We start from the raw sequence: 12,878 nt of genomic DNA on the forward strand, positions 1-12,878 counted from the left end.
TGATGCTACGTTTTATTGCCCCGCTGTTCGCCCTGCTCCTGTGTTTGCCCGCCCACGCCGACAGCTTCATCACCCGCGCACTCGACAAACCGGTGCCCGGTGGCGTTGCCGTAATTGATCTGGGCACTGGCGCTCAGGCGCCGACTGCCACCTATCAAGGCAAACCGGTGCTGGTGGTCAAGGAACAGGGCACGCGATGGCTGGCCATCGTCGGCATCCCGTTGACGGTCAAGCCTGGCACTCAACAAGTGACCTCGGGCGGGCGCACGCTGAACTTCACGGTCGGCAGCAAGAAATACCCGGAACAGCACATCACGCTCAAGAACAAACGTCAGGTGAACCCAAACCCTGAAGACAACAAGCGTATCGAGGGCGAACTGGCTGAACAGCTACGCGCCTACCGCAGCTTCAGCCCCGGAACGCCGAGCAACCTGATTCTGGACAAGCCAGTCAACGGACCGCTATCGAGCAGGTTCGGCGTACGTAGATTCTTCAACGGCGAGGAGCGCAACCCGCACTCAGGACTGGATTTCGCTGTACCGGCAGGCACGCCGATCAAATCTCCGGCTGCGGGCAAGGTCATCCTGACCGGTAATTATTTTTTCAATGGCAACACCGTATTTGTTGACCACGGCCAAGGCTTCATCAGCATGTTTTGCCACATGTCGAAAATCGATGTGAAAGTCGGTGATCTGGTCCCGCGTGGTGGCGTGGTCGGCAAGGTCGGTGCTACCGGTCGCGCAACCGGCCCGCACATGCACTGGAACGTCAGCCTCAACGATGCGCGCGTGGACCCGGCAATCTTCATCGGCGCGTTTCAGCCGTAACACTGTTCGTCAGCAAGCGCTAAGGCGCTTGCCAACGACAGTCGTTCTTTGCGCACATCGCTTTCGACCAACAATAACCAGCAAATAAACGCTCATAACCCGCTATAAAAAATCGATAACGGCGTATTTTCGAGAATTTATCCCAATCTTTTTCAAGTGCTTGCCATCATTCATTCCAATGGTTACGGTTGGCCTCATGAAAACCTCTCAAACCCTTATTCTGTTGCGCCAACATCGGTGCCTCAGCCTGGTCAGTGCCCGACTGCCAGGCTAGATTGCTGTGCCTCGCCCCTGTGTTCGCAACCCCTGTGCTTTTTAGAACGGAAGGCCGACCCTAACCCGGCCCCGTGAATACAAAAGGATTTCCTGATGACAATGCTCAAAGACCCATCGAAGAAGTACCGCGCATTCCCGACCATCGATCTGCCTGACCGCACCTGGCCTTCGAAGACCATCGATGCAGCGCCGATCTGGTGCAGCTCCGACCTGCGCGACGGCAACCAGTCTTTGATCGAACCCATGGACGCGGCCAAGAAACTGCGCTTCTGGAAAACCCTGGTCAGTGTTGGCGTCAAGGAAATCGAGGCATCCTTTCCATCGGCTTCGCAGACTGACTTCGACTTCGTGCGTACCCTGATCGAAGACGGCCATATCCCGGATGACACCACCATTCAGGTGCTGACCCAGGCTCGCGAAGACCTGATCGCTCGCACGTTCGAATCGCTGCGTGGCGCGAAAAAGGCCATCGTCCACCTGTATAACGCGACCAGCCCGTCGTTCCGCCGCATCGTCTTCAATCAGGACAAGGCCGGGGTGAAAGAAATCGCGGTCAATGCGGCCAAGCTGTTCGTCAAATACGCTGCACAACAGCCTGAAACCCAGTGGACCTTCGAGTACTCGCCGGAAACCTTCAGCGCGACCGAGCTGGAATTCGCCAAGGAAGTCTGCGATGCAGTGATCGAGGTCTGGAACCCGACGCCCGAGAACAAGGTGATCCTCAACCTCCCGGCTACCGTGGAAGTGGCGACACCCAACATTTACGCTGACCAGATCGAATGGTTTGGTCGCAACATCACCCGCCGCGACAGCGTGCTGATCAGCCTGCACACTCATAACGACCGTGGTACAGGCGTCGCTGCTACCGAGCTGGGCCTGATGGCCGGTGCGGATCGCGTCGAAGGTTGCCTGTTCGGTAACGGCGAGCGGACCGGCAACGTCGATCTGGTCACCGTGGCCCTGAACCTTTACACCCAGGGCATCGACCCGGAGCTGGACTTCTCGGATATCGACGGTGTGCGCAAGGTCGTCGAAGAGTGCAACCAGATCCCGGTGCACCCACGTCACCCGTACGTTGGTGACCTTGTCCATACAGCGTTCTCCGGTTCGCACCAGGATGCGATTCGCAAGGGTTTCACCCAGCAGAAGGACGGCGAGTTGTGGGAAGTGCCTTACCTGCCGATTGACCCGGCCGACATTGGCCGTAGCTACGAGGCGGTGATTCGCGTCAACAGCCAGTCAGGCAAAGGCGGCATCACTTACCTGCTGGAACAGGAATATGGCATTTCCCTGCCACGCCGCATGCAGATCGAGTTCAGCCAGGTGGTTCAGGGTGAAACCGATCGTCTGGGCCTGGAGATGTCCGCTCAGCAGATTCATTCGCTGTTGCGCCGTGAATACCTGCAAGCCAACACACCTTACGCGCTGATCAGCCACAAGTTGCAGGAAGAGAACGGCAACAGTGCGGTCGATGCCGAAGTGCATGTGGACGGTGAAACCCAGCATTGGCGCGGCAAGGGCAAAGGCGCTCTGGAAGCGCTGGTCGCCGGTCTGCCAGTTGCTGTGGAGATCATGGACTACAACGAGCACGCCATTGGCTCGGGCACCACGGCCAAGGCGGCTGCCTACATCGAACTGCGCGTGAATGGCGAACGCGCCGTCCATGGCGTGGGCATCGATGAAAACATCACCACGGCGAGCTTCCGCGCCCTGTTCAGCGCCCTGAATCGCTCACTCAGCCAGACCCAGGCCAAAGCTGCCTGATTCAATAGCCGGATGACGGACGCAGGTCCGTCATCCGCATCGCCCTCTTCCCTCCCCGCCTCACACTGCACCAGCCTCTTGCATTCCGCGCATGACCCTGCCTGTTTCGGCATAATCTTTTTCATTTATGCTGTGGTAGCATGCTGCCCTTACTCCAGAGCGCGCCCAATCCAACAGCAATTCATATGCTGACGATGCCTGCTCGGACTTACCTGCCAGCTGCACCTTTCCTATAAAACCAAGACGACTATTGCATTGATTTCCGGACGAAAAGAATGCTCGGGCAGACCCACCGTGCATTGAAATTACCATCGGCCTCGGTACGCTGAGCTGATCCAATCACATTTGGAGCGATTATGCCCAAGGCTTCCCATCAAGATTTGCGCCGCAGTTTCCGTGCGCTCACCTCGTCGAATTCATGCTTTCACACCGCCTCGGTATTCGACCCCATGTCAGCGCGAATCGCAGCGGACCTGGGCTTTGAAGTAGGCATCCTCGGCGGTTCTGTCGCATCGCTGCAAGTCCTGGCAGCACCTGACTTCGCACTGATCACCCTCAGCGAGTTCGTTGAACAGGCCACGCGCATCGGCCGCGTTGCGCAACTGCCTGTTATCGCGGACGCAGACCATGGTTATGGCAATGCCCTTAACGTCATGCGTACCGTTGTTGAACTGGAACGCGCCGGCATCTCGGCGTTGACGATTGAAGATACCCTGCTGCCTGCGCAGTTCGGGCGCAAATCCACTGACCTGATTTCCACGGCTGAAGGCGTTGGCAAGATCCGCGCAGCACTGGAGGCACGTGTCGACCCGGAGATGTCGATTTTCGCTCGCACCAACGCGGCGATCATCCCGGTTCAGGAAGCCATCAGTCGGGTTCAGCAGTATCAGGCTGCCGGGGCTGACGGCATTACCATCGTCGGCATTCGTGACTTTGATCACCTGGCGCAGATATCCGAAGGCGTGACCGTACCGCTGATGCTGGTGACTTACGGCAACCCTGAGCTGCACGACAATGCGCGTCTTGCCGAGATGGGCGTGAGAGTCTGCGTACATGGCCACGCCGCGTACTTTGCCGCGATCAAAGCTACCTACGACTGCTTGCGCGAACAACGCCAGATTCTGGGCAGCGAGTCGAACATGAGCGCTACCGAATTGACCCACACGTATACGCAGCCTGAAGACTACGTAGAGTGGGCACGCAAGTTCATGAATGTGAACGAGTAAGGGCTCTGGATACTGTGGCGCTCTGCGTCACAGATCTGCGCCAAACCGCACACTCAAAATCGGACGCAGAGCGTCCAGAACTGCATGCGACGCAGAGCGTCGCACGATAGTTGAGGTCATCGTTCCGCACGCTCCAGCGTGGGAACGCAGTTCTCGACGCTCTGCGTCGCAAGAGGCCGCAGAGCGCCCAGAACTGCATACGATGCAGAGCGTCGCACGATAGTTGAGGTTATCGTTCCGCACGCTCCAGCGTGGGAATGCCGTTCATGACGCTCTGCGTCATAAATCCAAGCCGCACCGCACATTCAGGATCGGACGCAGAGCGTCCAGAACTGCATGCCGGCGCCGAGCATCGGCACGATAGTCCAGATCATCATCCGCGTCAGGACATCAGGCAGTGGTGTTGACGCCACCTTCAGTCTCCAGCTGCAGCAAGGATGCTTGCAGCGTCTGCAGGTTAGCGCTGGTGGACGCAATCTGGCCCTGAATCGCCATGGCTTTCTGGGCCTTTTCTTCCGCTGTGCCATTACCGCTTTGAGCGGCAGCCAATTGCGCCTGCTGTTGAGCCAGTTGCTTCTGGGCGTCCTTGATCTGCTGCTTTATCTGTTCGATCGTCTGATTAAGAGCCGATTTGCTGGAGCCGCCAACGCTGCCCCCACCACCGGCCGCTCCGGCCTTACCGCCTTCGGTCGAGGCCTGATCAGAGGTCTTCTCGGTTTCAGTCGTGGTAGTTGCAGACTTGATTGCCTCTGCGTCGGTAGATTTAACCGCTAGGGTCAACGGGCTTGAATAGCTGTTCAATGTGGACGTATTGATGGTAATCATGGCGGTCTCCTAGGTGTCTGCACACGCTATCGGCCAACTCGTAACATTCTGAAGTAATTTTATTGAATATTAAAAGAGTCAGCGTCCAGGCCGGCCGGAAAGCGTGTGCGATAGGCTTGCAAGTCTGCCGCGCTTAACGTCGCACTGAACACTCCATCCGCTTCGCCTGCGCCCAACAGGCTCTCGCCTTGAAAATCCAGAACCTGACTGTCACCGGTGTACGCGAAGCCCTTCCCGTCCGCCCCCACCCGATTGACCGCGGCAACGTAGCACAGGTTTTCAATGGCCCTGGCGGGCAGCAGGCGATTCCAGTGCAGACGTCGCGCGCCTGGCCAGTTGGCGGTGTACAACAACAGGTCGGTACTCTCGGCATCACGGCTCCAGACCGGGAAGCGCAGGTCGTAACAAATCAGTGGGCGAATACGCCACCCATTGAGCTCGAACATCACCTGACGCTCGCCCGGCGTGTAGTGTTCGTGTTCACCCGCCATACGAAACAAGTGACGCTTGTCGTAATGCAGCAACTCGCCATCCGGTCGCGCCCACAGCAGACGGTTGCGATAACTGCCATCGGCAGCGCGAATGATGACGCTGCCGGTCACCACCGCATTGATCCGCTTAGCCTGCGCCGACAGCCAGGTCGATGTAGGCCCCGCTTCAGGCTCAGCCAGGGCCTCGGACTCCATCGAGAACCCGGTAGTGAACATTTCAGGCAGGATCACCAGATCAGCGCCATGCGCCTGGCCCAGCAAGTGCTCGAAATGCTCCAGGTTGGCCTCGCGATCATGCCATGCCAGAGTCGTCTGAATCAGCGCAAGGTTCAGGTTTGGCAGTTCGCTTATATCGCGCATAGTTTCTCCGCCGCCTGACGCAACGTGTCCTCTTGCTTGGCGAAGCACAGGCGAATCAGACGCTGGCCTGCTGGAGGGCTCTGGTAGAACACAGAAATCGGAATGCTCGCCACACCGTGTTCACGGGTCATCCACAGCGCCATGTCGACGTCATTCAGGTCAGGCCGTATCTGCGAGTAATCGACCAACTGGAAATAAGTACCGCCAACAGGCCGGAAGCTGAAACGCGATTCAGCCAGATGGCCGCAGAAGAAATCCCGCTTGGCCTGGTAGAAACCTGGCAGCTCGTCGACATGCTCCGGGTGCTCGGCCATGAAATCGGCCAGCGCGTATTGCAATGGCGTCACGCCACAGAAACTCACGTACTGATGCACCTTGCGCAACTCGGATGTCAGCGCGGGTGGCGCGACCACGTAGCCGGTTTTCCAGCCGGTAACGTGATAAGTCTTGCCGAAGGAGCTGACGACAAACGCGCGCTGGTACAGTGCTTCGTGATCAAGCACGCTGACATGGCGCGCGCCATCGAACACAAGGTGCTCGTAGACTTCATCGCTGAGCAGGTAGATATCACGATCGGCAATCAGCGCCGCCAGTCGATCAAGCTCGGCGCGACTGATCAGGGCACCGCTGGGGTTGTGCGGGCTGTTGATGACAATCATGCGCGTACGCGGGCTCAGCGCATCGCTGAGCTTTTGCCAGTCGATGGAGAAGTCATCCAGCCCCAGTTGCACATGGACGCAGCGCCCACCGGCCAGCTCGACGGCGGGCTCGTAGCTGTCATAGCAAGGGTCGAAAATGATCACTTCGTCGCCAGTACGGATAACGCTCTGGATTGCGCAGAAAATCGCTTGGGTGGCACCCGGTGTGATGGTGATTTCGCTGTCCGGATTGACCGTACGGCCATAGCTGCGGGCGATCTTTGCCGCGACCTGCTGACGAAGTGCCGGCAGCCCGGTCATCGGTGAGTATTGGTTATGACCTTGAGTGACATGCCGACAGACCGCATCGCGCAGCGCCTGCGGCCCATCAAAATCGGGAAAACCCTGGGACAGGTTGATAGCGCCGGTTTCGGCGGCCAGCTGTGACATGACGGTAAAGATAGTGGTGCCCACGTTGGGCAACTTGCTGTCGATCATGGAACCCTTTCCCTGCAATCTCCCGGCACCGGGTGGCACGGGTCAGGCAGGATAGCCCATTAAACAGGCACAAAAAAAGGCGCCGAAGCGCCTTTTTCCAGATGCCGACTCAGCGCTTGTCGCGGCGCTTCTTATCGGCTTTCTTGTGGTGCGACATCATCCGGCGCTTCTTGTTGACCTGACGGTCGGTCAGCGTGTTCTTGTTACCTTCGTACGGGTTCTCGCCGCCCTTGAACTCGATGCGGATCGGCGTACCGACCAGCTTGAGCACGCGGCGATAAGTGTTTTCCAGATACCGGACATAGGACTTCGGTACTTTTTCGACCTGGTTGCCGTGGATTACGATCAGCGGCGGGTTGGCGCCGCCCAGGTGAGCGTAACGCAATTTGATACGGCGGCTGCCGACCATGGGTGGCGCATGCTCGCTGACCGCATCTTCCAGAATCTGGGTCAGACGGCTGGTTGGCCAGCGCGTTACGGCAGACTTGAACGAGTTCTGTACCGACTGATACAGGTTGCCCACGCCCGTGCCGTGCATCGCAGAGATGAAGTGGATGTCTGCGAAGTCGACGAAGAACAACCGGCGTTCCAGTTCGATCTTCACGAAATCACGTTCGCCCGGCGTCATGCCATCCCACTTGTTCAGCGCGATAACCAGAGCACGACCCGCTTCAAGTGCGAAGCCCAGCAGGTTCAGGTCGTGGTCGACCACACCTTCGCGGGCGTCCATGACAAAGATCACCACGTTGGCGTCCTTGATGGCCTGCAGCGTTTTGACCACCGAGAACTTTTCAACTTCCTCGTGGATCTTGCCGCGCTTACGCACACCGGCAGTGTCGATCAGCGTGTACTTCTCTTCATTACGCTCGAAGGGAATGTAGATACTGTCGCGCGTGGTGCCTGGCTCGTCATAGACGATAACCCGGTCTTCACCCAGCATTCGGTTGACCAGCGTCGACTTGCCGACGTTGGGACGCCCGATGATGGCGATCTTGATGCCGTCTTTTTCGCTCGGACCAGGAATGCGCTTGGCTTCCTGACCTTCGGCAACTTCCTCGACCTCCTCGCCCTCTTCCAGCTCGTCTTCGTCCTTGGGGAACTCCCGCAGGGCGATTTCGAGCATCTGCGAGATGCCACGACCATGGGCACCAGCCACCGGAATGGCGTCGCCCAGACCCATCGGGCTGAACTCGGCACGTGCCAGGTTTTCGTCGATGTTGTCGATCTTGTTGGCAACCACGTAGGAACGCTTGTTGCGTTTGCGCAGGTGCTCACCAATCATCTGATCAGCAGCGGTATAGCCCGCACGGGCGTCCACCAGAAACAGCACCACATCGGCTTCTTCAATGGCCAGCAGCGACTGCTCGGCCATCTTTTCGTCCATGCCATGCTCGTCACCGGAGATACCGCCGGTGTCGATCAGAATATAGGAGCGCCCTTGCCACTTCGCCTCTCCGTATTGGCGATCACGGGTAAGACCGGACAGATCACCGACAATAGCGTCGCGAGTCCTGGTCAGGCGGTTGAACATGGTGGACTTGCCGACGTTCGGTCGACCCACCAGGGCGATTACGGGAACCATGCGGCTCTCCACTTCGTTATTTCAGAAAATACAAAAGCCGCTGCAGGGCAGCGGCCGGAGTTCGGGGCGATGCCACAAAGGCACCGCAGCCTTGCCGAAGCAAGGGCACCCGGGGCCATTGGCCCCGGGCATGGACACTTATTGCTTGATGGTCAGGGCTTCCAGTTTGCCGCTGTTGCCATACACGTAAATCATGTCCCCAACCACCAGCGGACGAGCACGCAGGCCGTCGCTGTCGATACGTTCGCGACCGACAAAACGACCGTCCACCTGGCTCAACAGGTGCAGGTAGCCTTCCATGTCACCGACCGCTACATAGCTGGAATACACTTCCGGCGCGCCGAGCTGGCGGCGAGCCAGTGATTCGTTGCTCCACAGTGCAGAGGACGAACGCTCGTCGATACCTTCGACAGTGCCGGAGGCCAGGGTTGCGTAAACGCTGCCAAAGCCCTGGGCAACGCCCGAGTAGCTCGAAGCATCACGCTGCCAGAGCACACGACCGCTTTCCAGATCGAGACCGGCGACGCGGCCCTGATAGGTAGCGACGTACAGTGTACCGCCGGACAGCAACAGGCCGCCGTCGATATCCACGACACGATCCAGTTCCGAGCGACCTTGCGGGATAGCAACACGCTGCTCCCAGACAGGCACGCCGTTGGTAATGTCCAGCGCGACGACCTTACCGGTCGACAGACCCGCCACGGCGAGACGATTGGTTGCAAGTGGAGCACCGGTACCACGCAGGGTCAGCACCGCTGGGGTGCTTTCGTAAATCCAGAGCTGGGAACCTGTGGAGGCATCGAAGCCGACAATACGGTCATCCTGAGTCTGAACCACTACCACAGAACCGTTGGTGGCAGGCGGAGCCAGCACTTCGCTGGTCACGCGAGCGCGCCACTTTTCCTCACCGGAGGTGGCGTCCATGGCAATGACTTCACCCTTGAGGGTACCGATCATCACCAGGCCATAGCCCACGCCGACTGCACCGGAAACCGGCAGATCGAGATCTTTCTTCCAGATCACATCACCGGTCAGACGATCCAGCGATACGACTTCGCCAGTGACGTCAGCCGCATAGATGCGGTCGCCATCGATGGCTGGCACGAGCATGTTGTACGTCTTGCCCTGACCGTCGCCGACGGAACGGCTCCATTGCTTGTGCAGAACCACTTCTTCTTTGAAGTCGGTCAGCTCGGCCGGAGGCAATTCCTTTTTGCTGTTGCTGCTGCAACCCGCGGCCAGAATGGCCAGAGCCAGCAATGCTGCATGTTTCCAACGAATCACGTCACGCATCCCCTTTCGCCAGATCGTCGAGCTTCATTTGCAGGCCACCCACTGCTGCGTCTTCGGACAGAGCGGATTTGGCCTTTTGGTATGCAGCATACGCCTCGTCGGTACGACCCAGCTGTACCAGCAGGTCACCCTTGAGTTCTTCACGACTGGCGAGGAAAGCCTTGTCGGCATCGCCGTCGAGCAGCTTCAGCGCGTCATCGGTCTTGTTCTGCGCAGCCAGCACGCGTGCCAGACGCTGACGGGCAATCTCGCCCAGCGTGTCATTGGCAGGCTTGTCGGCCACGGTTTTCAGCTCGGCTGCAGCATCGTCCAGCTTACCGGCATCGACCGCCACCTTGGCGACGAACAGGCTACCGAACTGTGCATAGGTAGTGCCACCGAATTCGCTTTTCAGTTTGCCGGATATCTCGGCGACACGTGCGGTGTCTGCCTGGCCACTGGGCGTCAGTGCGGTTTCCAGCAATTGCTGATAAAGCATCGAGGCGCCTTGCGACTGGCTGGCCTGATACCTGTGCCAGAACTGCCAACCCAAGACCACGACCAACGCAAGCAGACCACCGGTCAACAGGGGTTTGCCGTTACGCTGCCACCAGTCCTTCATTACCGCCAGCTCTTCATCTTCGGTACCCGACACCCCAATACTCCTATTCGCTAAACGGCTGTTAAATCAGCTTCAACCCTGCACAACGCAGGAGGCCAGGTGCTCTGACAGAGCGTCCCAGGCAATATTTTGTTGTTCACCCTGACCGCGCAGGGGTTTGACGCCAATGACCTTTGCCGCCAGTTCTTCTTCACCGAGAATCAGCGCATACAGCGCACCGCTCTTGTCGGCTTTCTTGAACTGGCTCTTGAAGCTGCCGGCACCGGCGTTGACCTGCAAACGCAGGCTCGGTAACTGATCGCGCACCTTTTCGGTGAGAGCCAGCGCAGCCAGCTCAGCTGCTTCGCCAAAGGCGCACAGGTAAACATCGACCTGACGGGCAATTTCTTCCGGGACCTGCTCGAGGGTTTCAAGCAACAGAACCAGACGCTCGATACCCATCGCGAAACCAACCCCGGTCGTCGGCTTGCCGCCCATCTGCTCGACCAGACCGTCATAACGACCGCCTGCACAGACCGTACCCTGAGCACCCAATTGGTCGGTAACCCACTCGAAAACGGTCTTGCTGTAATAATCCAGCCCGCGAACCAGCTTCGGGTTGATGACATAAGGAATGCCGGCTGCGTCCAGACGGGCCTTCAGGCCTTCGAAGTGAACGCGAGATTCGTCATCCAGATAATCTGCCAGCTTTGGCGCATCGACCAGCACAGCCTGGGTTTCAGGGTGTTTGGTGTCCAGCACGCGCAGCGGATTGGTTTTCAGACGACGCTGGCTGTCTTCGTCAAGTTGATCGAGACGTGCCGACAGAAACTCGACCAGCGCATCACGATAACGCGCACGCGCTTCGCTGGTGCCCAGGCTGTTCAGTTCAAGCTTGACCGCATTGCGAATGCCCAGCATGCCCCACAGGCGCCAGGTCATGACGATCAGTTCGGCATCGATGTCCGGACCGTCAAGATTGAAGACCTCGACACCAATCTGGTGAAACTGGCGATAACGGCCTTTCTGTGGACGCTCGTGACGAAACATCGGCCCGATGTACCACAGTTTCTGAACCTGACCGCCACCGGTGATACCGTGCTCCAGGACCGCACGCACACAGGCCGCAGTGCCTTCCGGACGCAACGTCAGGGAGTCGCCGTTGCGATCGGCGAAGGTGTACATTTCCTTCTCGACGATATCGGTCACTTCACCGATGGAGCGCTTGAACAGCTCGGTGAATTCGACGATAGGCATACGAATCTGCCGGTAACCGTAGTTATCCAGCAGACGTGAAACGGTGCCTTCAAAGTGGCGCCACAGCGGCGTCTGCTCGGGCAGGATGTCGTTCATGCCACGAATGGCTTGTAGAGACTTACTCACAGAAAATCCTTAGCAATCCTGGTTAGCCGCGCACGATGACAGATGCGTCGGCTTCGGCCTTTTCAGCCGCTTTCTCGCGAATCAAGCGTTCAAGCTCGTCCACGAGATTGTCGTTGGTCAGTTTCTGCGCAGGCTTGCCGTCGATGTAAATCAGGTTCGGCGTACCGCCAGTCAGGCCGATATGCGCCTCCTTGGCCTCGCCCGGACCGTTGACTACACAACCGATCACTGCAACATCAAGCGGCACCAGCAAATCTTCAAGGCGACCTTCAAGCTCGTTCATGGTCTTGACCACATCGAAGTTCTGCCGCGAGCAGCTCGGGCAGGCGATGAAGTTGATACCACGGGAACGAAGGCGCAACGATTTGAGGATGTCGTACCCGACTTTCACTTCCTCGACCGGGTCAGCAGCCAGCGAGATGCGGATAGTATCGCCAATTCCTTCAGCAAGCAGCATTCCGAGACCGACAGCCGATTTCACCGTACCCGAACGCAAGCCACCGGCTTCGGTAATACCCAGGTGCAGCGGCTGGACGATCTGCTTGGCCAGCAGACGATAGGCTGCGACGGCCATGAATACATCGGAGGCCTTGACACTGACCTTGAAGTCCTGAAAGTTCAGGCGCTCCAGATGCTCGACGTGGCGCAACGCAGACTCCACCAACGCCTCTGGCGTCGGCTCGCCGTACTTCTTCTGCAGGTCTTTTTCCAGCGACCCGGCGTTGACGCCGATGCGGATCGGAATACCGCGATCACGCGCAGCATCGACCACGGCCCGTACACGATCTTCACGACCGATATTGCCCGGATTGATACGCAGGCAGTCGACGCCCAGTTCAGCCACACGCAATGCGATGCGATAGTCGAAGTGGATGTCTGCGACCAATGGCACTTTGACCAGTTGCTTGATGCGACCAAAGGCTTCGGCAGCGTCCATGTCCGGTACGGAAACACGCACGATGTCGACACCGGCCGCTTCCAGACGGTTGATCTGGGCGACGGTGGCAGCAACATCGTTGGTATCGCTGTTGGTCATGCTCTGCACGGCAATCGGCGCATCACCGCCGACCGGTACGGAACCGACCCATATTTTTCGGGATTCGCGACGCTTGATTGGAGATTCGCCGTGCATGAC

Annotated in this window: 11 protein-coding genes; 3 read left to right on the plus strand and 8 right to left on the minus strand. The window is 58.4% G+C overall.

The genetic code is table 11. From position 1 onward, the window contains the following. Positions 1–2 precede the first annotated feature (2 nt). The 3 genes from RYB09_RS05895 (at position 3) to RYB09_RS05905 (ending at position 4,093) form a co-directional block, all read left to right on the plus strand. Entirely contained in the window at positions 3–827 is an 825-nt protein-coding gene (locus RYB09_RS05895) for a M23 family metallopeptidase (protein ID WP_122259234.1), read from the plus strand. A 369-nt stretch (positions 828–1,196) separates the two neighbouring features. Next, positions 1,197–2,867, plus strand: a complete 1,671-nt coding sequence (gene leuA / locus RYB09_RS05900) for a 2-isopropylmalate synthase (RefSeq protein ID WP_004667426.1) — start codon at positions 1,197–1,199, stop codon at positions 2,865–2,867. 356 nt (positions 2,868–3,223) lie between these two features. Next, complete coding sequence (locus RYB09_RS05905) at positions 3,224–4,093, plus strand: oxaloacetate decarboxylase (RefSeq protein WP_002552494.1); 870 nt, start codon at positions 3,224–3,226, stop codon at positions 4,091–4,093. Between the two features lie 390 nt (positions 4,094–4,483). Here the strand turns inward: RYB09_RS05905 and RYB09_RS05910 are convergent, their stop codons facing one another. The 8 genes from RYB09_RS05910 to ispG all read right to left on the minus strand — a co-directional run bounded on the left by RYB09_RS05910 (position 4,484) and on the right by ispG (position 12,875). Further along, a complete protein-coding gene (locus RYB09_RS05910) occupies positions 4,484–4,918 on the minus strand; it encodes a hypothetical protein (protein WP_002552493.1) in 435 nt (144 codons plus the stop codon). A gap of 59 nt (positions 4,919–4,977) precedes the next feature. Continuing rightward, on the minus strand, positions 4,978–5,769 hold the full coding sequence (locus RYB09_RS05915) for an amidohydrolase (protein WP_316887641.1): 792 nt from the start codon (positions 5,767–5,769) through the stop codon (positions 4,978–4,980). Then, entirely contained in the window at positions 5,757–6,905 is a 1,149-nt protein-coding gene (locus RYB09_RS05920) for a pyridoxal phosphate-dependent aminotransferase (RefSeq protein WP_122259236.1), read from the minus strand. Before RYB09_RS05920 ends, RYB09_RS05915 begins: the two co-directional genes overlap by 13 nt. A 109-nt stretch (positions 6,906–7,014) precedes the next feature. After that, positions 7,015–8,487: a ribosome biogenesis GTPase Der gene (gene der / locus RYB09_RS05925; protein ID WP_004666071.1), complete on the minus strand. Its 1,473-nt coding sequence runs from the start codon at positions 8,485–8,487 to the stop codon at positions 7,015–7,017. A 138-nt stretch (positions 8,488–8,625) separates the two neighbouring features. Then, positions 8,626–9,780: an outer membrane protein assembly factor BamB gene (gene bamB / locus RYB09_RS05930; RefSeq protein WP_003409122.1), complete on the minus strand. Its 1,155-nt coding sequence runs from the start codon at positions 9,778–9,780 to the stop codon at positions 8,626–8,628. Next, a complete protein-coding gene (locus tag RYB09_RS05935; RefSeq protein ID WP_002552488.1) occupies positions 9,773–10,414 on the minus strand; it encodes a YfgM family protein in 642 nt (213 codons plus the stop codon). Before RYB09_RS05935 ends, bamB begins: the two co-directional genes overlap by 8 nt. A 39-nt stretch (positions 10,415–10,453) precedes the next feature. Next, complete coding sequence (gene hisS, locus RYB09_RS05940) at positions 10,454–11,743, minus strand: histidine--tRNA ligase (RefSeq protein WP_122259237.1); 1,290 nt, start codon at positions 11,741–11,743, stop codon at positions 10,454–10,456. Positions 11,744–11,765: 22 nt separating this feature from the next. Continuing rightward, positions 11,766–12,875: a flavodoxin-dependent (E)-4-hydroxy-3-methylbut-2-enyl-diphosphate synthase gene (gene ispG, locus RYB09_RS05945; RefSeq protein WP_004656273.1), complete on the minus strand. Its 1,110-nt coding sequence runs from the start codon at positions 12,873–12,875 to the stop codon at positions 11,766–11,768. Positions 12,876–12,878 lie beyond the last annotated feature (3 nt).

The sequence above is a fragment of the Pseudomonas syringae group sp. J254-4 genome (genome assembly GCF_032586855.1).
In the GTDB taxonomy this organism is placed as follows: domain Bacteria; phylum Pseudomonadota; class Gammaproteobacteria; order Pseudomonadales; family Pseudomonadaceae; genus Aquipseudomonas; species Aquipseudomonas amygdali.

Excerpts from the sequence above, each read along its gene's own strand:
- RYB09_RS05895 (WP_122259234.1), top strand. The coding sequence starts at position 3 with ATGCTACGTTTTATTGCCCCGCTGTTCGCCCTGCTCCTGTGTTTGCCC.
- leuA (WP_004667426.1), top strand. The coding sequence starts at position 1,197 with ATGACAATGCTCAAAGACCCATCGAAGAAGTACCGCGCATTCCCGACC.
- RYB09_RS05905 (WP_002552494.1), top strand. The coding sequence starts at position 3,224 with ATGCCCAAGGCTTCCCATCAAGATTTGCGCCGCAGTTTCCGTGCGCTC.
- RYB09_RS05910 (WP_002552493.1), bottom strand. The coding sequence starts at position 4,918 with ATGATTACCATCAATACGTCCACATTGAACAGCTATTCAAGCCCGTTG.
- RYB09_RS05915 (WP_316887641.1), bottom strand. The coding sequence starts at position 5,769 with ATGCGCGATATAAGCGAACTGCCAAACCTGAACCTTGCGCTGATTCAG.
- RYB09_RS05920 (WP_122259236.1), bottom strand. The coding sequence starts at position 6,905 with ATGATCGACAGCAAGTTGCCCAACGTGGGCACCACTATCTTTACCGTC.
- der (WP_004666071.1), bottom strand. The coding sequence starts at position 8,487 with ATGGTTCCCGTAATCGCCCTGGTGGGTCGACCGAACGTCGGCAAGTCC.
- bamB (WP_003409122.1), bottom strand. The coding sequence starts at position 9,780 with ATGCGTGACGTGATTCGTTGGAAACATGCAGCATTGCTGGCTCTGGCC.
- ispG (WP_004656273.1), bottom strand. The coding sequence starts at position 12,875 with ATGCACGGCGAATCTCCAATCAAGCGTCGCGAATCCCGAAAAATATGG.